The sequence below is a fragment of the Asanoa ishikariensis genome (assembly GCF_900107455.1).
Classification (GTDB): domain Bacteria; phylum Actinomycetota; class Actinomycetes; order Mycobacteriales; family Micromonosporaceae; genus Asanoa; species Asanoa ishikariensis.
Map to the genome: position 1 here is coordinate 2261174 of NZ_FNQB01000001.1, position 22849 is coordinate 2284022.

Sequence of the window (22849 nt, forward strand, 5' to 3'; positions counted from 1 at the left end):
CCTTCCCTCGGCGTTGCGAACGGACTGGTGAGCTAGTCAAGTTTGACTACTTAGCCAAAGTACACGAGGACGAAACGTCTAGTCAAGGTTGATTAGGCGCGCATCTTGAGGTGATCGGGGACCGTTCGCCACGAACCCGGATCATCGGCCATGGCGTAGGCGCCCTCAGACAGTCGTTTGCTCAGGCTCTTCGCCCACTCCAGTTCGGTGCGCGCCTGCCCCGCCCACAGTTCGGCCTGATCGCGGACGTGCTCGGGGGTGTCCCGATTGGGGTGCTCCCGCCACTCGGCCTGCACTACGAGCTCCGCTTCCAGGCGCGCGACCCGCTCGTTAACCTGCGCGATGGCATCTGTCCTGGTCAGCATGGGCAACATGGCGATGGACGCGTTGAGCATGTCCGGGTCGTGGGTGCGCCGCAGGCCGTCGCGGACCAGTTCGACCATCTCGTCACGTCCCCGAGCTGTCGCGCGGTACAGAACGCGCTCCGGCCCGGAGTTGCCCGGCTCGGCGTGTTCGGTGAGGAGGCCATCAGCCGCCGCCTTCTTCAGCGCGTGATAAATCGAGCCGGGCTTGATCTTGGCCCAACTCTCCGCACCCCAGCTCTGCAGTTCGGACCGCACCTGGTAGCCATGCGCGCCGCCGGAGAGGTGCACGATACCGAGTACCAGGAGCTTCGTCGCCGACATGCGCCCACCTCCGCTCAACCCTCTCGTGTCGATCGCGAGCTTTCCCATGGGTTCGATTCCTTCTCCCGTGTTGCGAACGGATTGGTAGAGACTAGTCCAGTTTGACTACTTGGCCAAAGTACACGAGGACGAAACGTCTAGTCAAGGTTGATTAGGCGCGCATCTTGAGGTGATCGGGGACCGTTCGCCACGAACCCGGATCATCGGCCATGGCGTAGGCGCCCTCAGACAGTCGTTTGCTCAGGCTCTTCGCCCACTCCAGTTCGGTGCGCGCCTGTCCCGATTGGGGTGCTCCCGCCACTTGGCCTGCTCTACGAGCTCCGCTTGCGCGCCCGCCAGGGTGGTGTCCACTCCCACCAACACTAGGGTGCCCTCCTGGTCCGGGTGGTGTCAGCACTGACCTACAAACGGTGCTGGTGGAGACCTCCAAAGCCAGCCAGGCGATCGGCTCACCCGAAACAGTCCACCGGACGCTCGCCCGACTACAACAAGACACCGCAGCGGACGAACTGATGCTCACCACAATCGTTTACGACGTTCACGATCGAACGCGCTCTTTCGAACTTGTCGCCGAGCACGCTGCCGGGACGCCCCACTAACCCTCTGAGCAACTAAGCCGGACACGGCTAGCTGGGCAAACGCCACGATGCCGCTACGACGATCAGGTCCGGGCTGTTCCAATCCCGTTCCCATGCTTGGCGTGACCCGCCCTCGACAACGACCGGCGCGACTCTGTCCACCAACAGCCGCTGAGCTGCATGTTTAGAACGATCCACGTGGCGTGGGGGGCGCGTCTGCTTCGGTCTGGGTGATTCGAACCTGCGCACGTCAGACCCCATGGTTCGGACTGCTTAGAGCGCCAAGATCATCCAATGCGCGACGTCGCTTCCCCGGACAATGCCGCCGATAGGGACGAAGATCGCTCGTGGGCTGAGGTACCTGTTGACGCCGTGATTCCTTTGATCCACAGTTGGCCGGCACTTTGACTGCGTCAATGGGGAGGCACAGGTGGGCGGTCAGTCAGTGGCTGGGTTGGGTTCGGTGGCGGTTTCGCTTGCTGTCGGGCTGCGCGCGGCGCCGCGTCGACCCATCGCGTCGGGGCGGGCGGTATGACGACCGTTATTCAACGCGCAGGGTCGCGCGCCAACGTCGGAAGCCGTCCAGTCAGGATTGGGGTTCGCGCGTTGGCCTGTGTGGTCGCGCTGACGGTCGCGGCATTGTTCGCAGCCGGCGGCGCGTGGCTCGGCTGGAGGTGGGCCGCGGAACTACCGGATGACGTCGAAGCCGGCGGCCTGGCGATGTCTGCCGCTCCAGGCTTGTCCATCGCTAAGGTCGACCGCCTAGATCCGGTCTTCAGCTACCAGCACTCAACGGGGCTGGCCACTCAGATTTTTGGCTCAGACAATTACAACGGCGGCTACGTTCTGCTCAGCATGGACCTGCCCAACGGTTCCTACAGTTCGGTGCTGACAGGAGTCGAGGCCAATCTGCGGCAGCAAGGCTGGAAAGTTGTGCCCACATCCTCAGCCCGCGAGCTGAGCGCGACGCGTGACGACCTGGCCCTCATGGTCGTGCCGGTCAGCGATGGAGCGGTCCTTCCCGAACTGACACCGAAAGCGCAGCTGGGAATAGAGTTCGTACGCCCCCAGCCGGCAGCCGTTCTGCCACTGACCTTGGTTGGTTGGCTGGTTGGACTTCTTCTTGGCGGACTGATGGTCCTCGCGGTCGCCCGCCGACCGTCTACACGGAAAGCGTCAGGGCCGGTCGCTGCGGCGTTGGCCAGCGTTGGAACGCTCCTGCTGTTGCCCGCCACAGTGCTCAGTAGCGGCGACATCATTTACGCCCAACTGATCCAGTCCGCGATGGTCTCACCGCCGGCACCGTGGACTGCTTACACCTTTATCGTGATTCGTCCGCTGTCCATGCTAGGAATTGTCTTCCTGATATCTGCGTCTGTTTTACCCATATTGCCTCGCAGGCGTGACCGCTGATGCAACTCGGTGTGCGGGAGCCCGGCGCCAGCGTCACCTCAGCTGGCATTGGGACATGGTTCGCGTAGCCCTCGGACACCGGTTAGAGGCGCCTTCCGCCTGCGCGCCTCAGGTCTATCTGGGCAAACACCATGACGCACTGACGATCACCACGTCGGCGTTGATCGAACCCCGTTCCCATGCTTGGCGTGACCCGCCATCGAGATAGACCTGCGCGTCCGCCGAATTTGCCAGCTCAATGGGTGGGTCTCGATGCGTTTAGGGGCGCGTCTCGGCCCGTCGAGGTGGGGCTCGAACCTGCGCACGACGAATCGACAAGGCGATGGCCGCGCGCCAGCACAGCAACGATGACCGCTGCAATCACGTAGGCGCTCCATCCGCGGCCGTCGAGCTCAACATGTCCGAGGTTGCGGGGGACGAGGATCTCCAGACAACTTCATCTTGAGGATCTCGACCCGGACGACGATCTGGCATCGTCATGTGTGAAGGACAGACGGCGACCATTGGGCCACGACCGTCAGTGACCGATCACAGCGTCGATGGATCCGCCATCGAATCGTCCACGTCATCGGCAGGGACTGTCCTGCTCGCCGGCATTCGGTGACGGCTGCGCGGCGTTGCACCGGCTCGGGCGCGACATCCTGGTCGCGCCCGAGCCGGCGAGGTCGTGGTCAGGGCAGGATCACGGCCTTCAACGGCTCGCCGCGACCGACGGCGTCGATCGCGGCCTGCGCCTCGTCGAGCGCGAAGCGGTGCGTGACCATCTCGGCGAGTGGGTATCGCCGGTGGACGGCGCGGGTGACCTGGAGCGTCTCGTACATATGCCGCGGTGTCGTGTAGGCCGAGCCGATCACGCGGATGTTGTGGTTGTTCAGGTACCGCGGCTCGACCGGCGACGTCCCGGGCGCGGACCACAGGCCGATGATCACGTACGAGCCGTCGGGTGCGACCAGCGGCAGACCTTCGGTGAACGCGGGCACCCGGCCGGCGGCCTCGATGATGACGTCGGCGCCGCGGCCGTCCGTGATCTCCTTGACCGCCTCGGCCCGCGAGCGCTCGTCGGTCCGGGTCACGTCGATCGTGGTGGTGGCGCCCAGCTTCGTGGCCATTTCCAGCCGGTTGGGCGGTGCGCCGAGAACCGTGACGCTGCTCGCGCCGGCGAGGTGCGCCAGGAGCGTGGCGGCGAGGCCGACCGGGCCGGAGCCCTGCACGAGCACGTGTTGCCCGTACCGGATGCCACCGAGGCGGTTCAGGGCGTGCAGCACCGTCGGCATGGCGCAGCCGAACGCGATCAGGGCCTCGGCGGGGACGTCCGCGGGCACCTTGAAGAACGCCGTGCGGTCCGGCAGCCAGGCGTACTGGGCGTACGTACCCACCGGTGGCTTGTCCGCGTGTTGGTGCAGCTGGAAGGTCACCAGGTTGGGGCACATCGACACGTCTTCGACGACGGTGCAGTAGTAGCAGCGGTAGCAGGGTTGCGCCGGCTGCCAGTAGACGAGGTCGCCTACCGCCACCGGTTCGCCGGCGCTGTCGGTGGTCACCTCGGGGCCGAGTTCCGCGATGCGGCCAATGGCCTCGTGGCCGAGGACCATCGGGTTGGGCAGGGTGATGTCACCGGACTGCAGGTGGTGGTCGGTGCCGCAGACGCCGGACATCTCCACCGACACGATGACCTCGCGGCCAGACGCCGACGGCGTGGGACGCTCCCATATCTCCAGCGGCGCCCCGGGCTTGACGAGGACGGCGCGTTTGACGGTACGCATGATTCTCCAATCGATCGTTCAGCGGGCGTAGCCGCCGTCGGCCATCACCGTTTGTCCGGTGATGAAGGCGGCGTCGTCGCTGGTCAGGAATGCGATGGTGCCGACGAGGTCCGCCGGCAGGCCGTTGCGCTTGATCGCCTGAGCCTGGGCGGCCGCTGCAAGGGCCTCCGGTGGGTGGGCCTGCAACACGCCCGGGGTGATGGTGAGGGTGGGGCCGACCGCGTTGACGGTGATGCCGTACGGGGCGAGGTCGTTGGCCAGGCCTCGGCTGAACCCGATGTTGCCCATCTTGCTGGCCATGTAGTGGGACAGGCCCGGTGCGGCGGTGACGATGGAGTTCGACGTCAGGTTGACGATTCGTCCCCAGCCGCTTGGCTTCATGTTGGGCAGCACGGCCTTAACCATGAGGAATTGCGAGTCGAGGTTGACCGCGAGCACCCGCCGCCACGTCTCGTAGTCGAGCTCGTCGATGTCGCGGAACGGGAAGATGCCGGCGTTGTTGACGAGGATGTCGGCGCGGCCGAGCCGGCGTTCGATCTCGGTGCCGACGGCGGCCGTCTGCTCCGGGTCGGACACGTCGGCGGTCAGCCCGATCGCCGTACGGCCGGCCGCGGTGAGGTGTTCGATGGTCTCCTGCGGGTGTTGCAGGTCGACGGCGACGACGGTCGCCCCCCGTTCGCCTAGGCCGAGGGCAACGGCCTGACCGATGCCACGGCCGGCGCCGGTGACGACGGCGACCCGGCCCGCGTGTGTCTGAAAAGTGGTGGTCACTGGATTGCCTTTCTTTGCCGAATTGACCGGTCGCGGATCACGCGATCGCGCCAGGGAGGTTCCGTCGGCCCGCCTTCAACTGGGCGGTGACCGTCGCGACGCGCCGGCCCTGGTAAAGACCGGCGGCGCGGGCGGTGGCATCGACCGGGATGTCTCCCTGGTTGCCGACGACGTGCGAGGTGCCGTAGGGGTTGCCGTCGTCGAACTTGACGGCGTCGGTGAACCCGGGCGGGACGACGATCCCGCCGAAGTGGTAGACGGAGTTGTAGAGCGCCAGCAGAGTCGATTCCTGGCCGCCGTGGAGCTGCGAGGTCGAGGTGAACCCGCTATAGATCTTGTCGGCCAGCATTCCCCTGACCCACAGGCCGCCGAGGGTGTCGAGGAACTGCTTGAGCTGGCTGGCGACGTTCCCGAAGCGGGTGGGGCTTCCGAAGATGACGCCGTCGGCCCAATGAACGTCGTCCGGCGTCGCCAGCGGCACGTGAGCGGTGGCCGCGGCGTGGGTGGCCCACGGGCGGCTGCTCGCTACCGCCTCGTCGGGCGCCAGCTCGGCGACCCGCAGCAGCCGCACGGTCGCTCCGGCCGTGGCGGCGCCGGCGCCGACGGCCTCGGCGAGTTGGTGCACAGTCCCGGTGGATGAGTAGTAGATGACGGCGATGTTCACGTCGGCGGACAAGGGAGAGCCCTCCTTCGGGAGGCGGAAACGGTCGGGTTTCATGACGCTGGATCGAGCGTCGCCAGCAGGTCGCACCGCGACATCAGCAGGAATCCCCAGGCGTCCGTGACGGACGGCTCCCCACGGCTCCGACCGGCGTGGGACCTACTCCCCATACGAGTGGCCGCAGTGGCCGGTATCGGCCCCGACGCGAGGTTTCGGCCCCTCGGCGTCGACCCGGTTCAGAGGCGGAGTCACCGCGGGCCATGCCAACCTTGAGGCGTGGAAAGCGCCCTCGTCAGCCCGGTATTCGTCGGTCGGGCAAAGGAGCTGGGCGAGCTGCGGCGGGCCGCGTCGGCGGTGGAGCAGGGCGACGGCCAGTTCATCCTCGTGCGGGGCGAGGCTGGGGTCGGAAAGAGTCGGCTGGTCGAGGAGTTCGTCAACGGCCTGGATCCCGAGCAAGCGGTGACCGCACGCGGGCGCGGTGTCGAGATCGACGGAGACAGCTTCCCCTTCGCACCGTTCACCGCGGTCCTGCGGGCGTTCCGCCGACGGCTCCCCGACGAGGTCGACGCCGCGATCCAGGGCCAGGAGGCCCTACTGGCACGGATCGTGCCGGAGTTGGTGACGAACGGCACCGAGCTCGACCGGCACGGGGATGAGGCTGCCCACCTCTACGAGATCGTCGCGCGACTACTGGAACGGCTAGCGTTCCACCGGCTGCTCGTGGTGATCATCGAGGACCTGCACTGGGCGGACGCGGCGTCGCGGCAACTGCTCGAGTACCTCGTCCGTACCCCGCGTTCCGGGCGGCTCCTGATCATCGCGACCTACCGCACCGACGACATCCATCGCCGGCATCCGCTGCGGCCGTTCCTGGCCGAGATGGACCGGCTGCGGACGGTCCACCGGATCGAGGTCGCCCGGTTCGACCGGGTGGAGGTGGCGAACCAACTCGTCGGGCTGCTCGGCGGCCTACCGGAACCGGCCGTGCTCGACGAGATCTTCCACCGGTCGGACGGCAACGCGTTCTTCGTCGAGGAACTCGCCCGGCTGCACCGGGAACAGGCGGGCCTGGGATTGGACGACCTGCGCGACGTCCTGCTCGCCCGGCTGGACGCGCTCCCTGAGCCGAGCCAACGGATCGCCCAGGTGACGTCACAGAGCGGCGCCGTGATCGGATATCCGTTGCTGCGGGCGGTGGCCGGGCTCTCCGAGGACGAGCTGACCGACGGGCTCCGGGCGATCATGATCCCGCAGATCCTCGTACCTGAACCCGACGGCTCGTCCTACCGGTTCCGGCACTCGCTGGTGCGCCAGGCGGTCGGCGAAAGCCTGTTACCGGGGGAACGGGCCCGGATCAACCGGCGGTTCGCCGAGGTGCTGGAGGCCGACCCTACGTTCGTGCCGGGCGACGAGCTCACCGGCCGCCTCGCCCAGCACTGGTACGCCGCACACGACGCCGTCAAGGCACTGCGGATGAGCGTGGCCGCCGCGGACGTCGCGGGAAGCCGCTACGCCCACATCGAGCAGCAGCGGATGCTGGAACGCGCGCTCGAACTATGGGACCAGGTGCCGGACGACGTACGGTCGAGCCTGCCAGCGGTGCACGTCGCCGACAGGCTGTGGCGCGAGAACCGCAAGCCCGCCGAAGCCGGTCCGGACCGCTTGGACCTGCTGGCCACCGCGGTCGACGCCGCCCGCTGCGGCGGAAACCTCGAGCGGGCCCTGCACCTGACCGGGACCGCGCTGGAGTCGATGTCGGCCAGCCCTGGGTCACCGTCCAACCGGGCCGCGTGGTTCTGGGTCCGCCGTTCCCAAGTGATCCAGGACCTGAATCTCGGCGACGGTTGGCAGGAGCTGCAGCAGGCGCAAGAGGCCCTCCGCGACCTGCCACCATCGTTCCTGCACGCATCGTTGCTTACCTACATCGCGAACTGGAGTGGACGGCATCAACCGGGGCCGGAGAGCCTCGCGATCGCCGAGCGGGCCGTCGACGTTGCTACCGAGATCGGCACGGAGAAGACGGAGTTACGCGCCAGGATCATCCGATCCTGGCTGCGCGCCGAGTCCGATCTGGACGGTACGAGCGTCGCCGAACTGTACGAGGTGCGGCAGCGGGCTGAGACACTCGGCCTGACCGACATCATCGGGCGCGCCAACCAGAACCTGCCCTGGGTCGTGGAGGGAATGGGCAGATCGGCCGAGGCCATCACCGCGGCGCGCCACGGCATCGAGGTATGCCGGGAACGCGGCATGGCCGACGCCGAGGCGTGGGTACGCATCAACCTTGCGGTGTCCCTGTTCGCGGTGGGCGACTGGGTGGAGTCCGAGGCGGAGCTCGACCGGGCGGCGGTGGTGGCCCGGTCGCACAAGCCCCTCGGCACCGTCATGAGCCGGCGCGCGTACAGCCTGCTGCTGCGGGGACATCCCGAACCGGCCGCGGAGCAGGTGGCACTCGCCCGCGAGCTGCTGGGCAGCCGGGACCTCCAGCCGCAGCTGCTGATCCCCCTCACGCACTACGGCATCGCGGTCGAGGCCGGGCGCAACCACCTCGACGTGGCTCGGGCGGAGTTCCTCCGTGCTGACGCCGACGGATTGACGACGGGGCCGGTGCGGTACGCGTTGCCGATGCTCTGCACCGCCGCCCGGATCGAGGCGGAGGCGGCACCGGCAGGCGGGCGATCAACGCCCGTTCTGGAGGCCGTGCGGCGCGCCGCCGATCAGCTTGAGACCGTGTTCCCGGTCTCCCGCGCGTTCGCCTCGCTGTTGCGGGCCGAGCTGGGGCGGGCGGGCGGGCTGGACGATCCCCAGCCATGGGCGGCCGCCGTCGCGGCGTTCGAGCCCTTGAACCGTCCCTACGAGCTCGCTGTCGCGTTGCTGGGGCAAGGCAGGGCCCTGCTAACGAGCGATCAGGGGCGTCAGGTGGACGACACCCGGTTGGCGCGCGCGTACGCCATCGCCAGCTCGTTGGGCGCCGCGCCGCTCGTCGCCGACATCGCCGCACTCACCGGCGGAACGGGCATCCCGGCGCTGCCATCGTCCGAGCCACCGCCCGGTGACCTGGCGTCCTTCGGCCTCACCGCCCGCGAGGTCGATGTGCTGCGACTGGTCGCGCGCGGCTACAGCAACCTACGCATCGCGAACGAGCTCTACATCTCGCAGAAGACGACCAGCAACCACATCACCCATATCCTCGCCAAACTGCGCGCGTCCAGCCGGACAGAAGCCGTTGCGATCGCGCACCGGCATGGCCTTCCGGTGGCACGCTGAGCCATCGACCGGCGGTCTCGGAGAACTGCCGTCCGGCGCCCTCGTGGATGGGACGATCGAACCAGCACCTAGTTGCCGAGGCATCACTTCAGCCGTCACTGCAACCGCGGGAGTTCACGGTGGCCACCATCCTTATCACCGGTGCCAACAAGGGCCTGGGCTTCCAGACCGCCCTACAGCTCGTGGCCGCCGGGCACCAGGTGTACGCCTGCGCACGCGACGCCGAACGTGGGCGCCGAGCCGCCGACGAACTCAATGCAAGCTTCATGCTGCTCGACGTGACCGACGATGCCTCCGTGGCGGCGGCCGCCGAGAAAGTGGATGCCGACGGCGGGCTGGACGTCTTGGTAAACAACGCCGGCATCGAACCGCGCCAAGCCGACGGTGGCTTCATTCCGGCCGCCGAGGTCACCGCTGACCTCGCCCGCCGTGTCTTCGAAACCAACGTGTTCGGGCACATTCGGATGATGCACGCGTTCCTGCCCCTGCTGGAACGTTCCGCCGCCCCGGTTGTGGTCAATGTCAGCAGCGGCGCGTCGCTGTTACGCGAACTTAGTGACCCCGAAAATCCGGCGCACCTCTATCCGGACATCACCTATCCGGCGTCCAAAGCCGCCGTCACTACGCTGACCGTCCAGTATGCCAAGGCGTACCCTGGCATGCGGATCAACGCCGTAGATCCCGGCTTCACCGCCACCGATCTCAATTTCCACGCCGGCCACCAGTCCATTGAGCAGGGCGCGGAGATCATCGTACGGATGGCCCAGATCGGTCCGGACGGTCCCAGCGGCGGGTTCTTCGACGCCCGAGGGGTTGTCCCCTGGTGACCCGCGCCCAACCTGAACCTCGTGTTAAGCCGTCGGCTACTTTCCCGTGTTCGGATGGGCCCGAGCCTCCAAGACGCTACGCACCCCAGCAATCCAGCGACCACACTCCGGCGGATGGCCTGCCAGCCTGGGTGCGGCTTCCCGGCGCGAGCGAGAAAATGACAGAGGTGTGCCGGAAAGTCGCGGGCCTCGATCACCCGCGGCGAAGTGGTCTCGACGTGGCGGTGCGTCGGCGATGTCCGGAACCGTTGTCAAGGTGCGCAATCCAGGCCGGGTGGCGTGGTCCGCCGCCGTAGCGGTGGTCCTAGTCGGTTGCCACTCCGAGTCGCCCGACACCGACCCATCCCCATTTCCACCATGCGGGCTTCCGCGGCTGCCGCGTACGGGCCGGACCTTCCACATCGAGCCGTCGGGACGCCGCCTGGCCACTGGCGCTCAACCAGCCGAGTTGACGATCGCGGGGCCGGCTTCCGAGTTGTACCTGCTGCTGTGGAACCGCACCGGGACCGAAGATGTCGAACTTAGCGGCGACGAAACCGTCCTGGACCTCTGGCGGGCACGGGCCAAGGTCACCTGGAGCTGATCAGCGACTCGACGCTCTCTGCAAGACGCAGGCCCGCAACGCACTTCGTCATAGGCATCGGCCTCGCCACGATCCCGTCGTCACGCTGGCTCGCGGACCCCGGCAGTGCCGTCGCCATCATCCGGTAACGGCTCGATGGGCGCTGCGGGCAGGTCACGAGCGGCGTCGGGTAAGAGCTCTGCCGCGTCGTCGGGTGCGGGTTCGCCTGGGTCGATCGGTGGGTACCGGTCGGGGTCAAGGTTCGGCAGCGTCATCAGCCGAGTATCGGTCAGCCCTGGCCCGCGTTCAGGATTCACGCGCCGGTGCGGGCCAACCCTTGCAAGTTGATTGCCGGACCTTCCCGCGGCATCCGAGGAACGAAGTGGCGCCTTCCGCCGCCCTATTCAGCGGTCGATGCCATGCCACGTAATGCTTGCCCAAGCCTGAAAATCTAGCGAATTGGTCGTGCATGGGGTCCGCGTGCCGCCGGTTGGCGCGCGGACCCCATGCCTGCTGTCGGTCTGTTACTGGTTGAGAGGAAGAGCGAGGTCGGTGACGGTCCAGCCGTTGGCGAAGGATCCGAGGCGCCAGGCTGCTCCGTTCGTCAGAGAGATGGCGTACAGCGAGCTTCGACCTTGGGTGTTCAAGGCGGCGAAGCCGCGCAGGTCGACGGCCTTGCCGCCGCGCAGGGTCGAGTAGATGTCGAATCCGGCGTGGATGCCGGCGTCGACGCCGAGCTTGCCGACGAAGGCGAGTTGTCCCGAGTTCGCGGGAGACTGCAGGGCGACCTGGTCGAGGTTGGTGTCGATGTCGTACAGGACGGTGCCGGTGTCGGGGTTGAGGTCGTTGTTGGTGTAGGCGGCGCCGGTCAGGCCGGCGGCCGCGCCGGGGGTAGGCGGGTAGGTCAGGGTGGTGTCGTTGGTGGTCGTTCCGCCGACCACGTCGTGGCGCAGGTTCTGACCGGTGTTGCTGATCACGCGGAGCCGGTCGGCGGCCGGGTTGAAGTCGACGCCGAAGGACGTGCCGGACAGCCCGACCGTGAGCTGGCTGACTTTCGACGCCGTGGCGTTGCCGACGGACAGGAGGTAGACGCCTCCGGCGTTGCCGACGCCGTAGAGACGGCTGTTCTGGACCCGGTAGTCGATGCCGATCAGGCGGTTGTCGCCTTGCAGGCCCCGTACCCGACCGATCGACGCGGCCCGTTCGGGACGGCCTCTATCGCGTTTGGAGCGGGCCATCTGCCCATCTCCTAGGCATCATGAATCACGTAAAACAGTCATAACGCGCAAATATGTATAAATCATCAAGCTGAACCGCGGCTTCGCTGCCCCACGCGACGGCTGCACCCGTGATCGGAGGGGTCTACTTACGACCTTCGGTCATATTGCTCGGAGCCCGGCCCGCAGAGCGCGCGACTCGCACTGACCACCACACCAGCGGCGCCTGAAGCGGCAGCCTGGCGTAGGCGACCGCGCGCGGGAGCGGCCGACGCCGCCGCCAGTCGATCGCCATCTTGACGTTGGCCGGGAACACGGCGACGAACAGCGCCGCAGCGGCCAGCCCGCCTACCGCGCGGGACGGCCGGCAGGCGACCGCGCCCGCGACCGCCAGTTCGGCGGCGCCGCTCGCATAGGTCCACGCCCGCGCCGGCCCGGGAAGCCGGCGCGGGACGATGCTGTCGTACGGTCGCGGCGCGGCGAAGTGGGTCAGGCCCGCCACCCCGAGCAACAGGGCCAACGCGAACGCGTCACGGTCATTAGGTGCCATGCCCGAGTATCACCTGACGGACACGCGTGAAACCCGCCGCACCGAGCAGGAACCGTGGGCCGGTTGCATCGACGCCACAATCTCCATGAACCTTCCCTGGCAGGACACCACGGCGAAGGCGACGGCTCCTGCGGCTGCTGAGGTAAGGCCGGCCTAGCTCAACGGGAGCGCAGAATTTCCACCAGCTGCCCACCCAGCAACCCCCTACGGCGCAGTCAATCGCCCACCTGCACGTCCGTGGACAAGGACAACCGCCTAGACGGTGCGCAGCTTGTGGGAACGAGCCGAGTCGCGTGCAGGGCGCGTCTCCGGCGGTCCGGGTGATTCGAACCTGCGCGCTCCGTGGCTCGGCATAGGTCGCCTAGGAAACCCGGCGCTGGCCGGCTCTGCCGCGGTGTCGCCGCGATCAACGCGGCTTCTCGCGCCGATCGCGACAGGACCGGCGATCGGCGCCGGCGACGGCGCGCACGCGTGGCCGCGCCTAGCAATGAACCTCGCCCGTGGTCGCGCCGCCGCCCAAAATCTGATCGAATCATCCTGAATGGATGCCAAGCTCGGACACCAGAATCGGTTCAGGTGGGTGCAGCAGCGCGGTGCCGATGCGCAGCCGCTCGGCCGCTCAGCGGTGGGCCGTGCCCCCACGCCGTGCGGCCGCTGCCCGCGGACCGCTCGCTGCCTACCCCCGCCACCAGCGCGCGATGTGTCAGTCGCCCGCGACGCCCGTTCGCGGCCTAGTCTCACGGCGCGAGGGTACGCAGGACGCAGAACTCGTTGCCTTCCGGATCTGCCATGACCTCCCAGTTCTGGTCGGAGCCCTGGCCCACGTTCGCCATGGTGGCGCCGAGACCGAGCAATCTGGTCACCTCGTTCTGGGTGCTGCGGTCGATCGGGCTGATGTCGAGGTGAAGCCGGTTCTTCACTGCCTTGCCCTCGGGCACGCGGACGAACAGCACTGTGGGCGCCAACTGGCGGGCCCGGACCTCTTCGACGGTCGGCACCCAGGAGCCGATCTCGACCTTGCCCCCGCTTCGCTCGATCACCTTGAAGTCCAGGACCTCGCACCAGAACGCGGCGAGCCTCTCCGGATCGTGGCAGTCGACGGCCAACTCGGTGAACCTACTTGTCACGACTCTCCTTGATAGTTGGCTGCGCCGAACCACCGTGGCAGGTGTTCGCGCAGGTTTTGCTGGTCGTGGCCGACCCAGGCCACGTGGCCGTCCGGTCGCAGCAGCACGGCCGGGGCATCCAGGCCCTCGCTGAGGTCGACGACGTGGTCGACCCGATCCGTCCACCCCGCGGCTGACAACTGCCCGGTCTGGTCGAGCAGCAGCCCACGACCGGTGTGCATCAGGTCGTAGAGGTGCCCGCGCTTGAGACGCACGTTCCGCAGCCGTCGGCCGAGCAGGTCGTGGCCGACGCCGAAGTCGTAGCGAACCCCGATCGCGGTGACTTTCTCGATCAGGTGCCTGTTCACCTCGTCGAAGTCCATCAGTTCGGACACCAGCCGGCGCACGGCCTGGGGGCCTGGTTCGGTGGACATCAGCTGGATCTGGGCGCGGGTGTTGTCGAGCACGGCGGCGGCCACCGGGTGCCGTTCGGTGTGGTAGCTGTCCAGCAGCCCGTCCGGCGCCCAGCCGCCCAGCGCGGCGGCCAGTTTCCAGCCGAGGTTGAACGCGTCCTGGATGCCGAGGTTGAGGCCCTGGCCGCCGGTCGGCGGGTGGATGTGTGCCGCGTCGCCGGCGAGCAGCACCCGGCCGACCCGGTATTGCTCGGCCAGCCGGGTGGCGTCACCGAACCGGGACAGGAACCGCGGCGAGTGCACGCCGAAGTCGGTGCCGGCCAGCGCCCGCAGCCGTTGCCGGACCTCCTCAAGGGTCGGCGGAACCGTGCGATCCTCGACCACCCCCTCGGCGGGCACCACAACGCGGTACACCCCTTCGCCGAAAGGCGTGACGCCGAACCGCGTGTGGGTCTGGCGGACCTGCGCCACCACGGCAGCCACCTCCTCCGCCGGCACGGCCACCTCCATGTGGCCCAGCAGCGTCTGCACCCTGGCGGGCTCACCAGGAAAGCCGACGCCGAGCAGCTTGCGAATCGTGCTGCGGCCACCGTCACAACCCACCAGGTAGCGCGCCCGAAGCTGCGTGCCGTCGGCCAGCTCGGCGCTTACCCCTTGGTCGTCCTGGCTCAGCCCGACCACCGCACTGCCGCGCCGGATCTCGGCGCCGAGCTCGCCGGCGCGTTCGGCCAGCAGGCGGTCGATCGTCGTTTGTGGAATACCGAGGATGTACGCATGTGCGGTGTCCGGCAGGTCGGGCGACGGCTTGAGGATGCCGGCGAACAGGCCGCCCACGGGGTACTGCTGACCGTGCGTCAGGAACCGGTCCAGCAGTCCGCGCTGGTCCATCACCTCGATGCTGCGCACGTGCAGACCGAGCGCGCGAACCTGCCGGGTCGGCTCCGGCTCCTTCTCGATCACGACCACGCGTACGCCGTGCAGTCGCAACTCACTGGCCAGCATCAAGCCGGTCGGTCCGCCGCCGGCAACGATCACGTCAAACATCAATCACCCAATCAACCAAGTGTTCGTCGTACGGGCGCAACCGGTCACGCCGGACCGGTGCCCGGGGCCGGCACAGCCTTCTCGGCGGCGCGACTGACCGCTTCCCAGCCGGCCCAGGTGTCCATGCGTCGCCTGGAGATGTCGAAGGCCAGGTCATAGACCATGCTGCCGAGAAGCAGACGTAGCGGCGGGGTATCACTGTCGACCAGCGTCATCAGCGCATCCGCGGCCAACCGGGGTTCGCTGTCGATGGATCCTTCGGCCCACTGCTTGGCCAACTCCGCGCGCAGCGGGTCGTACACCGAGTTCGGCGTGGTCGCTCGGCTGTTCGTGTAGAGGTCGGTCCAGTACCCGCCGGGCTGGACGATGGTGACCTTGACGCCGAACTCGGCGGCCTCGGCGGCCAGTGCCTCGCTGAGGCCCTCCAGCGCGAACTTGCTCGCGCTGTAGAGCCCCGTGCTGGGAAAGCCTCCGAGCGCGCCGATGCTGGAGATCTGCACGATGTGCCCGCTGCCCTGGTCCCGCAGACGCGGCAGGACGGCCTGGCTCACCCACAGCGCGCCGAAGAAGTTGAGGTCGAGCTGCGCGCGGGCCTCGGCCTCGGTGAACTCCTCCACCATGCCGGTGAACAGCGCCCCGGCGTTGTTCACCACGACGTCGAGCCGGCCGAACTCCGCGACCGCTCGGTCGACCACGTCGAAGACCGCCGAACGGTCGGTGACGTCGAGCGGCAACGCCAACAGCCGATCCGGGTGTTGGGCCGCGAGATCGCCCAGCGGTGACACGTCCCGGGCCGCCCCGACGACCCGGTCTCCGGCGGCGAGCGCGCCCTCCGTGAACGCGCGGCCGAGGCCACGGCTGGCCCCGGTGACGAACCAGACCCTGTCTGACATTTCATCGTTTCCCTTCTACGTCGAACGCTGCCGGTGCGGCGCGAAATGTTGCTCGGCCGCTTGTGGCGACACGCTACGTGCCGTGCAGTTTGACTGTCAACACGACACGTGCCGTTTCCTGCTAGAGTCGCTGACGTGCCCACCACGCCGAACCCCCTGCGCCGCAACGAGGCCAGTCGCCGGGCCATCCTGGACGCGGCGCTGCGGCTATGCGCCGAGAATGGCTACGGACGGCTCACGATCGAGGCCATCGCGGCCGGCGCCGGCGTCAGCAAGAAGACGATCTACCGATGGTGGCCCTCCAAGGGAGCCGTCGTCCTGGACGCCGTCGACGACCTGGCATCGACGGTCGCCGACCACCCATACACCGGCGACCTCGCCGCGGACCTCCGCACACAGATGGCGGCGGTCATCGCTCTACTCACGCCAGCGAGCACGTCCGCCGTCGTCGGTCTGATCGCCGAGGCCCTGCACGACGACGCGCTGGGAGACGATCTACGAGAGCGGCTGGTCCGGCCACGCATCGACGCATTCAACAGGCGCATGCACCAGGCGCAGCGTGACGGTCAGCTCGCCGCCGACGCCGATCTGGACGTCGCCGTCGATCTGGTCTACGGGCCCCTCTATCACCGGCTCGTCTTTCACCTCGGCATGCCCAACGCCGAGCAGCTCCACACGCTCGTGGCACACGCCCTCCGCGCATTCGTCCCGGCCCCACAGGACAACGACGCCAATGCACCACCGACGAGCTGAGTTCTCTGCCCAAAGCTGGGTTCCACCGGCACCGACCTGGCGACGGACTCGTCCCTGTTGCCGGGGCGCCGGTGCGTGGCCGGTCGTAGAGCCGGGGTCATGTTGTCAGCCCCGACGTAGACGTCCGTGAGCAGGGGCAACCGCCCAGACGGTGCGCAGTTGAGAGCTGTATCCCGCTAGGGGTACAGCTCCAAACTGCGCACGAGTTCTCTCACCGGAACGAGCAGCTCGAGCGCAGGGGCTACAACCGCTAGCTGGGCAACCGCCAGGACGCGCTGACGATCGCCAGGTCAGCGTTGATCGGATTCCGTTCCCATGCTTGGCGTGACCCGCCCTCGATTCGAGCCTGCACGAGCTCGATCGCGACAGTCAGCTGACCAGCAGATACCTAAGCAGGCGGGCCGCGTTTGCGGGCGCGTCTGCCTCGACCGGGGTGGATCGAACCTGCGCGCCACGATCGAGCCCTACCGGTGCGGAGCCTTCAGCCGGCGGTCCGGTCGTCGGGGTGGTGGCCGCTTTCCGGGAAGTCGCGTTCGCTCATGCGGGTAGCTGTCGTCGCGGCGGGGTCGGTGTCCGACGGCAATGCGGTCCGGTCGGTCACAGCCCAAGCGGTGGAAACACCAACCCGCCTAAATGGATGGTGTGGCGCCGCAGCGAACCCCACGATCGCTTGAGCGATCACGGGGGCGAGATGCAGGAGGCCGCGCTCGCCAAAATCGACGGCCCGACTCTCCCGGCGATGAGTTGCGCGAGCTGACCGAGTAAGCCGTCATGGTCTGTCTCTCGAGCGACGACGGCACCCGCCGCGGCTTCGACACGGATTTCTTTGCCGTGACGTCTGCTGCAGGCCGATGACCCTAACCGTTTGAGGCAATCGCGACGGCCGCCATCGACGAGCTTCACGCAGGGAATTCACCGTGATTATCTATGCCGACCGACGGCTCGTCGTCTGCTAGGCGGCGACCCGACGGACCGTTCCACCAGGTCCGACTGCAAACCGTTCGCGACGGCCGACGGCGACCGGCGGCCGACGATCGCCGGTGCTTCACGCACGAGCTCGTCGTTCGTGAGGGCGTCCACCATGAACAGGGCGAAGTCCACCCGGCGGGTCAGGTTGGTCTTGAGGATGGGGTCACCTACGTGTCGGCTCCACACAGGCAGGCCCTGGCTTTCGCCCTCCTCCAGGTCGCTGCCGCGCACGACGGTCCATCTGGTATCGCTGGCGAAGATCCGTCGGCAGGCTTCGACCTGATCGTCGAGGTCGGCGAAACGGGCGAGTTTCGCGAGCGGGCCGGCGATCTTCACGAGCGCTTTGAGTTTCCAGGAGTACCGATCCCGGCCGTCGCAGGTGATATGCCATCCGGACGAGAACACGAGGCGTGCTGCGGGCGGAGCATGGTCGAGCACGGCCTGGGCCGTTCCCGTCGAGTAACCGTGCACGCCGCGCGGGACCAACACGGTTAAAACGCCGTCGCACCCGGCAACTGCGCGCTTGATGACCTCTCGGTCGTCGGTCGCTCCCGCGAGGACGGTGATGCGCCCCTTGAACGCGTCGAGCTTGGCCACGCTGGCTTCTCGGCACACACCGACAACCTCGTACCCGCGATCGAGGGCGTGCTTGACCATGTACTGGCCGAGCTTTCCGGACGCCCCGACGATGCAGATCTTCAAGTCCTTCATGTCTTCGCTCCTCGCGCTTCCAGGGTTTCGGTAAGGAAGGTCGCGGGCGCCGGCGTCGGTGCGCTCATCGCGTCGAAACGATCACGGGCTGCTCGCCCGGATCAGTACCTCCGGTGTCGAGCCGGAACGGCGGGTAGACGTCGGTCATGAGCGACGTGTACGCGGCCACCCGCAGCACCCACCGGTTGAGGCCAAGGATCAAGCTGTACAGGCCGGCGGGATAGCGTCCGGTCACCGCCAGCGCGATCGCGGCGATGAGGACCAGGAGCCCGATGAGGCCGCTGCTGGCCCACGTGTAGTTCTGCGTGTCGGAGCGGGTGGCGAGCCAGGTGCCGCCGCCGGCGAAGAACGCGACGATCAGGTAATGCGGGATGGCCAGCAGCCACCACTTGACCAGGACCAGGCCGCGGGAGAGATGTTCGGGGTAGGGCACGTGCAGTTGGGCGGGGTAGTCGGGTACCTCAGCCAGTGTGAACGGCGGATACCGGTCGGTGCCCAGGGCACTGTAGGCGTAGTAGTTGGCGCGCCAGGTCCACCGCATGACGCCGAGATTGAAGTCGAAGAGCGGCCGGGGGTAGCGGCCGGTGAACAGGATCGCGAAGAACGCCACCACGGAGAGCACGACGAACGCGATCCACAGGAAGACGAGGGTGACGTAATGCGGGATGATCAGTACCCATTTCACCAGCCACAGCCAACGTGACAGATGTGGATCCATACGCGCGTCCACGCGTACCGGATAACTGATTGCTGCGGCCATGATGGTTCGCCTTCCACCGGCGGCTGTCGTCGCCAGGTATGGGCACGGCGTAAGACCGGTCACCCGATGGGTGACATCGATGACGATCCTGGGAACGGATCGCCTGCCAACGCTCGGCCCTCAAACTGGAGGTGGTCCCTATGGGACTGCCGAGGTTCTGGGCAGCACGCCCGGTGGGCGCTGGCCCGCCAACGAACTGACGAACTGATCCGGGAACGACCCTACGCGCAATCGGCGCGGTCACGGGTAATCCGACGGGGGTAACTACGGTTCAGCGGCAATGCGGGCGCCGACGAGTCACTTCCACTGACCAGAGGCGTAGGCTGCGGCCGTCGCCCGGATCCCCGATGGCGTGATAGTCCGCTGTCAGCGGACGCGCCCACGGAGGTCGAGAGTTCCATCCCCGGTCGGCTTCAAAGTTTCGAGCTACTTTCCCGACGCGCCAACGCGTCGCGGGATTCAGCGTGTGCCCACTGTGCACTGACGCGACGCTAGCTCAGCAGAGGAGAACGACCGTGCCCATGCACGCCCAACCTAAAAGCGGCATTGACGCCGAGCAGATCGATCGGGGTCCGCCAACCCAACACCGCGCAGCGGCCAAGCTCTTATGATCATCGTCGAGCGGCTCACGAAGAAATACGGCGGGTTCACTGCGGTCGACGACGTCAGCTTCGTCGCGAGGCCCGGTCGGGTGACCGGTTTCCTCGGTCCGAACGGCGCCGGCAAGTCGACCACGATGCGGATGATGGTCGCCCTCACCGCACCCACCTCGGGAAGCGCCACCGTCCTCGGACGCCGGTTCGCGGACCTGCCCAACCCCGGGCTCGAGGTCGGCGTGCTCCTGGACGCCTCCGCACAGCACGCCGGTCGCACCGGCCGGGAGATCCTCGCCATCGCGCAACAGACGCTCGGGCTGCCGGTCGCCCGCCTGCGCGAGATGACCGACCTGGTCAGCCTCACCGACGCCGAGGCGGACCGACGCGTCGGCAACTACTCGCTCGGCATGCGACAGCGGCTCGGCATCGCCACCGCCCTGATCGGCGACCCGGAAGTGCTGATCCTCGACGAGCCCGCCAACGGCCTCGACCCGGCCGGCATCCGCTGGATGCGGGACCTGCTGCGCGGCCACGCGGACCGGGGCGGCACTGTCCTGCTCTCCTCACACCTGCTCAACGAGATCGAGGTCATCGCCGACGACATCGTGATGATCGGCAACGGCCGGATCGTCTCGCAGGGCGCGAAGACCGATCTCCTGCACGCCGCGGGCACCGTCGTGCGCGCCGAGGACCTGAACGCACTCGATCGGGCCCTGGCCGCGTGGGGTCTGGAGGTGCGCCCGTCCGAGGACGGTGCACTGCATACCGATGCCGACGCCGTACTCGTCGGGAAAGTCGCCTTGAACGCCGGCATCGCCCTCACCGAACTGCGGGCCGCCCACGGCGCAGGCCTCGAGGAGATGTTCCTTGAGCTCACCGCCGGCACCCAGCGCGAAGGGGCAGCGGCATGACCACCACCGCGATCCCGTACGTACGGCCACCCCGCCCTGCCGTACACCCGGCGCCTCTGTCCCGACTGATCCGGGTCGAGCGGCGCAAGATGTTCAACACCCGCTCCGGCTTCTGGCTGATCGCCAGCATCGTCATCGCGACCGCGCTCGCGACCATCGCGGTCATCCTGTTCGCCCCAGACAGCGAGCTGACCTACTCGACGTACATCCAGGCGATCCGTCTCCCGATCGCTGTGATCCTGCCGATCATCGCGATCCTGTCGGTCACCAGCGAGTGGAGCCAGCGCACCGGGCTGACCACCTTCACCCTCGTGCCGCGCCGGCGCCGAATCATCGCGGCGAAGGCGATCTCATCGGTCGCCATCGGCGTCCTCGCCGTCCTGGTCGCCCTGGCGATCGGAGCTCTGGGCAACCTGGCCGGCGCCGGAATCACCGGCACCCCATTGGTGTGGAACGCATCGCCTCTCGAATGCCTGCACTTCGTCGTCGGCAGCATCCTGAACCTGATGATCGGGTTCATGCTCGGCGTGCTCATCCGCGCCTCGATCGGCGCGGTCGTGGCGTACTTCCTCTACCAGTTCCTGCTGCCCGGCATCCTGGGCCTGCTCGCCTCCAGCCAGAACTGGTTCCAGGACCTCCAACCCTGGATCGACCTGCAGTACGCCCAAAGCCGCCTGCACCTGTTCGACGGCCCCCTCACCGGTGAGCAATGGGCCAACATCGCCGTCACCGGCGCGATCTGGCTCCTCATCCCGCTGACGATCGGGCTCAGGTTCGTCGTCCGGTCCGAGGTCAAGTAACGCCGTCGCACGCTCAGATCGGAGACCGACATGACCATGACCGCCGCTCGACCCCCCACCGCAACGCCACCAGCCCCGATGACCTCGCTGAGGCGAACCGCGCTGGCCGCGGGGGTCCTCTACCTGCTCACCTTCGTCTCGATCCCGATCCTTTTCCTGTACGGCCCGGTGAAGGAAGCGAACTTCGTCCTCGGTCCGGGCTCGGACACCTCGTGACCCTGCGCAGGGACGGAGCCGGAGCCGACGCACTGGTCACCACCCAGGCCCTGGTCGCCTTGCACGACTGGATCTTCGTGCTCGGACCGGGCTTCATCCCCGCCGTGAACGCCCTGCTGCTGGGCACCCTGCTCTACCGCTCCCGCCTCGTGCCGCGCGGCCTTCCGCTGCTCGGCTTCGCCGGCGCGGCCCTGCTCGTCATCTCGGTCGCCATCACCCGGTTCACCGCCGGCGATCTGTCCGGGCCGGTACCGCTGTTCGCCATCCCGATCGCGCTGTGGGAGTTCTCGCTCGGCGTCTACCTGGTCGTCAAGGGCTTCAAGTCCTCCACCATCACCACAGGTGCGTGGTCGCCCAAGGAGGCGTAACGTCTGCCTCGTCGCCCTAGTCCCCGGTGGCGTGCCGATCCGCCAACCCGCGGACCGCACCCTTCCAGCGGTTGAGGTCTCATGAGCGGGCGACTCGATTTTCGACGGTCGTGACGGGGCTGCCCTTTGGGTTCAACGGCTCCAGCCGCTCTTTGAAAGGAACCCCGTGCCGACTGATCGAACCGTCCGCCGTTCCCGACTGCGATCGCTCGCCCTCGTCGCCATCTTGACGGTTGTCACCGCCGTCGTCCCCGGCCAGGCCGCGTCGGCGGACACCAGCGCGGCAAGCCATCAAACCAAGCCGACCGTCGTACTCGTACACGGCGCCTGGGCCGACGGCTCCTCTTGGAACGCCGTCGTGCAACGCTTGCACCGCGCCGGCTACCCGGTCCGCGTGCCACCCAACCCGCTACGGAGCCTGCCCGGCGACTCCGCCACGGTAGCCAGCTTCCTGTCCACCATCACCGGACCGATCATCCTTGTTGGACACTCCTACGGCGGCGCCGTCATCAGCAACAGCGCCACCGGCAACACCAACGTCAAGGCGCTGGTGTACGTGGACGCGTTCGCACCGGCCGCAGGCGAGACCATCTTCCCGCTCAGCGGCGCCGACTCCGCCCTGGCCGTCGACCCGACGACTGTGTTCGACTTCGTGCCCTACCCTGGCGCACCGGCCGGCGACGTCGACCTCTATCTCAAGCGCAGCGTGTTCCTGACGTCCTTCGCCAACGGTGTCGCGCCCGACACCGCCGCGCTGCTCTACGCCACCCAACGCCCGATCGCCTTCAGCGCGGGCAACGAGCCCTCCGGCACCCCGGCCTGGAACACGATCCCGTCCTGGTACCTGGTCGGCACCCAAGACAAGATCATCACCCCGGCGCAGCAACGGTTCATGGCCCAACGCGCCGGCGCCCACACGGTGCAGGTACGAGGCGGCCACCTGACCCCGGTCTCCCACCCCGGCGCCGTCGCCAAGCTCATCACCACCGCGGCACGCGCGACCGCCTGACCGCC

General features: G+C 67.7%; 21 protein-coding genes. 10 read left to right on the forward strand and 11 right to left on the reverse strand.

Annotation, left to right across the window (positions count from 1 at the left end; genetic code table 11):
* Positions 1 to 92: 92 nt before the first annotated feature.
* A complete protein-coding gene (locus tag BLV39_RS10695) occupies positions 93 to 686 on the reverse strand; it encodes a PadR family transcriptional regulator (RefSeq protein WP_090789760.1) in 594 nt (197 codons plus the stop codon).
* Between the two features lie 1193 nt (positions 687 to 1879).
* Here BLV39_RS10695 and BLV39_RS10705 point away from each other — a divergent pair.
* Positions 1880 to 2677, forward strand: coding sequence for a hypothetical protein (locus BLV39_RS10705; protein ID WP_143049720.1), 798 nt, complete (start codon positions 1880 to 1882; stop codon positions 2675 to 2677).
* Positions 2678 to 3348: 671 nt separating this feature from the next.
* Here BLV39_RS10705 and BLV39_RS10710 read toward each other — a convergent pair.
* The 3 genes from BLV39_RS10710 to wrbA are packed head-to-tail and all read right to left on the reverse strand — an operon-like array spanning position 3349 to position 5887.
* Positions 3349 to 4440 (reverse strand): zinc-binding dehydrogenase, encoded by a 1092-nt coding sequence (locus BLV39_RS10710; RefSeq protein WP_090789766.1) that lies wholly within the window; start codon positions 4438 to 4440, stop codon positions 3349 to 3351.
* Between the two features lie 18 nt (positions 4441 to 4458).
* A complete protein-coding gene (locus BLV39_RS10715) occupies positions 4459 to 5211 on the reverse strand; it encodes an SDR family NAD(P)-dependent oxidoreductase (RefSeq protein ID WP_090789768.1) in 753 nt (250 codons plus the stop codon).
* Positions 5212 to 5248: 37 nt separating this feature from the next.
* Complete coding sequence (gene wrbA / locus BLV39_RS10720; RefSeq protein ID WP_090789771.1) at positions 5249 to 5887, reverse strand: NAD(P)H:quinone oxidoreductase; 639 nt, start codon at positions 5885 to 5887, stop codon at positions 5249 to 5251.
* Between the two features lie 261 nt (positions 5888 to 6148).
* Between wrbA and BLV39_RS10725 the strand changes: the two genes are divergently transcribed.
* The 3 genes from BLV39_RS10725 to BLV39_RS10735 all read left to right on the forward strand — a co-directional run bounded on the left by BLV39_RS10725 (position 6149) and on the right by BLV39_RS10735 (position 10549).
* Entirely contained in the window at positions 6149 to 9139 is a 2991-nt protein-coding gene (locus BLV39_RS10725; RefSeq protein ID WP_090789773.1) for a helix-turn-helix transcriptional regulator, read from the forward strand.
* A 119-nt stretch (positions 9140 to 9258) separates the two neighbouring features.
* A complete protein-coding gene (locus tag BLV39_RS10730; protein ID WP_090789775.1) occupies positions 9259 to 9966 on the forward strand; it encodes an SDR family NAD(P)-dependent oxidoreductase in 708 nt (235 codons plus the stop codon).
* 235 nt (positions 9967 to 10201) lie between these two features.
* The gene (locus BLV39_RS10735; RefSeq protein WP_090789777.1) at positions 10202 to 10549 is read left to right on the forward strand and encodes a hypothetical protein; all 348 of its coding nucleotides are present in this window, start codon (positions 10202 to 10204) and stop codon (positions 10547 to 10549) included.
* A 503-nt stretch (positions 10550 to 11052) separates the two neighbouring features.
* Here BLV39_RS10735 and BLV39_RS10740 read toward each other — a convergent pair.
* From BLV39_RS10740 to BLV39_RS10760, 5 genes are all read right to left on the reverse strand, one after another.
* A complete protein-coding gene (locus BLV39_RS10740; protein WP_090789779.1) occupies positions 11053 to 11766 on the reverse strand; it encodes a DUF4394 domain-containing protein in 714 nt (237 codons plus the stop codon).
* A gap of 124 nt (positions 11767 to 11890) precedes the next feature.
* The gene (locus BLV39_RS10745; protein WP_090789781.1) at positions 11891 to 12295 is read right to left on the reverse strand and encodes a DoxX family protein; all 405 of its coding nucleotides are present in this window, start codon (positions 12293 to 12295) and stop codon (positions 11891 to 11893) included.
* Positions 12296 to 13032: 737 nt separating this feature from the next.
* The gene (locus tag BLV39_RS10750) at positions 13033 to 13422 is read right to left on the reverse strand and encodes a VOC family protein (RefSeq protein ID WP_090789783.1); all 390 of its coding nucleotides are present in this window, start codon (positions 13420 to 13422) and stop codon (positions 13033 to 13035) included.
* Positions 13419 to 14858 (reverse strand): rifampin monooxygenase, encoded by a 1440-nt coding sequence (gene rox, locus BLV39_RS10755; protein WP_090789786.1) that lies wholly within the window; start codon positions 14856 to 14858, stop codon positions 13419 to 13421. The genes BLV39_RS10750 and rox overlap by 4 nt, the downstream gene beginning before the upstream one ends.
* A 44-nt stretch (positions 14859 to 14902) precedes the next feature.
* A complete protein-coding gene (locus BLV39_RS10760) occupies positions 14903 to 15751 on the reverse strand; it encodes an SDR family oxidoreductase (RefSeq protein ID WP_090789789.1) in 849 nt (282 codons plus the stop codon).
* Positions 15752 to 15886: 135 nt separating this feature from the next.
* Between BLV39_RS10760 and BLV39_RS10765 the strand changes: the two genes are divergently transcribed.
* Entirely contained in the window at positions 15887 to 16504 is a 618-nt protein-coding gene (locus tag BLV39_RS10765) for a TetR/AcrR family transcriptional regulator (RefSeq protein WP_090789792.1), read from the forward strand.
* Between the two features lie 921 nt (positions 16505 to 17425).
* Here BLV39_RS10765 and BLV39_RS10770 read toward each other — a convergent pair.
* Positions 17426 to 18184, reverse strand: coding sequence for an NAD(P)-dependent oxidoreductase (locus BLV39_RS10770; RefSeq protein WP_090789793.1), 759 nt, complete (start codon positions 18182 to 18184; stop codon positions 17426 to 17428).
* Positions 18185 to 18248: 64 nt separating this feature from the next.
* Positions 18249 to 18869, reverse strand: a complete 621-nt coding sequence (locus BLV39_RS10775) for a DUF4389 domain-containing protein (protein ID WP_239083960.1) — start codon at positions 18867 to 18869, stop codon at positions 18249 to 18251.
* Positions 18870 to 19551: 682 nt separating this feature from the next.
* On the opposite strand from BLV39_RS10775, the gene BLV39_RS10780 reads away from it, so the two are divergent.
* The 5 genes from BLV39_RS10780 to BLV39_RS10795 all read left to right on the forward strand — a co-directional run bounded on the left by BLV39_RS10780 (position 19552) and on the right by BLV39_RS10795 (position 22844).
* Entirely contained in the window at positions 19552 to 20451 is a 900-nt protein-coding gene (locus BLV39_RS10780; protein WP_090789797.1) for an ABC transporter ATP-binding protein, read from the forward strand.
* Positions 20448 to 21251 (forward strand): ABC-2 transporter permease, encoded by an 804-nt coding sequence (locus BLV39_RS10785; protein WP_090789799.1) that lies wholly within the window; start codon positions 20448 to 20450, stop codon positions 21249 to 21251. The genes BLV39_RS10780 and BLV39_RS10785 overlap by 4 nt, the downstream gene beginning before the upstream one ends.
* Positions 21252 to 21329: 78 nt before the next feature.
* Positions 21330 to 21467, forward strand: a complete 138-nt coding sequence (locus tag BLV39_RS44085) for a hypothetical protein (protein WP_239083959.1) — start codon at positions 21330 to 21332, stop codon at positions 21465 to 21467.
* Complete coding sequence (locus BLV39_RS10790) at positions 21464 to 21835, forward strand: DUF4386 domain-containing protein (protein ID WP_239083958.1); 372 nt, start codon at positions 21464 to 21466, stop codon at positions 21833 to 21835. The genes BLV39_RS44085 and BLV39_RS10790 overlap by 4 nt, the downstream gene beginning before the upstream one ends.
* 226 nt (positions 21836 to 22061) lie before the next feature.
* Positions 22062 to 22844, forward strand: a complete 783-nt coding sequence (locus BLV39_RS10795; RefSeq protein WP_090791374.1) for an alpha/beta fold hydrolase — start codon at positions 22062 to 22064, stop codon at positions 22842 to 22844.
* Positions 22845 to 22849: the final 5 nt, after the last annotated feature.

Excerpts from the sequence above, each read along its gene's own strand:
- rox (WP_090789786.1), bottom strand. The coding sequence starts at position 14,858 with ATGTTTGACGTGATCGTTGCCGGCGGCGGACCGACCGGCTTGATGCTG.
- BLV39_RS10745 (WP_090789781.1), bottom strand. The coding sequence starts at position 12,295 with ATGGCACCTAATGACCGTGACGCGTTCGCGTTGGCCCTGTTGCTCGGG.
- BLV39_RS10780 (WP_090789797.1), top strand. The coding sequence starts at position 19,552 with ATGATCATCGTCGAGCGGCTCACGAAGAAATACGGCGGGTTCACTGCG.
- BLV39_RS10760 (WP_090789789.1), bottom strand. The coding sequence starts at position 15,751 with ATGTCAGACAGGGTCTGGTTCGTCACCGGGGCCAGCCGTGGCCTCGGC.
- BLV39_RS10770 (WP_090789793.1), bottom strand. The coding sequence starts at position 18,184 with ATGAAGGACTTGAAGATCTGCATCGTCGGGGCGTCCGGAAAGCTCGGC.
- BLV39_RS44085 (WP_239083959.1), top strand. The coding sequence starts at position 21,330 with ATGACCTCGCTGAGGCGAACCGCGCTGGCCGCGGGGGTCCTCTACCTG.
- BLV39_RS10695 (WP_090789760.1), bottom strand. The coding sequence starts at position 686 with ATGTCGGCGACGAAGCTCCTGGTACTCGGTATCGTGCACCTCTCCGGC.
- BLV39_RS10735 (WP_090789777.1), top strand. The coding sequence starts at position 10,202 with ATGTCCGGAACCGTTGTCAAGGTGCGCAATCCAGGCCGGGTGGCGTGG.
- BLV39_RS10785 (WP_090789799.1), top strand. The coding sequence starts at position 20,448 with ATGACCACCACCGCGATCCCGTACGTACGGCCACCCCGCCCTGCCGTA.
- BLV39_RS10710 (WP_090789766.1), bottom strand. The coding sequence starts at position 4,440 with ATGCGTACCGTCAAACGCGCCGTCCTCGTCAAGCCCGGGGCGCCGCTG.
- BLV39_RS10740 (WP_090789779.1), bottom strand. The coding sequence starts at position 11,766 with ATGGCCCGCTCCAAACGCGATAGAGGCCGTCCCGAACGGGCCGCGTCG.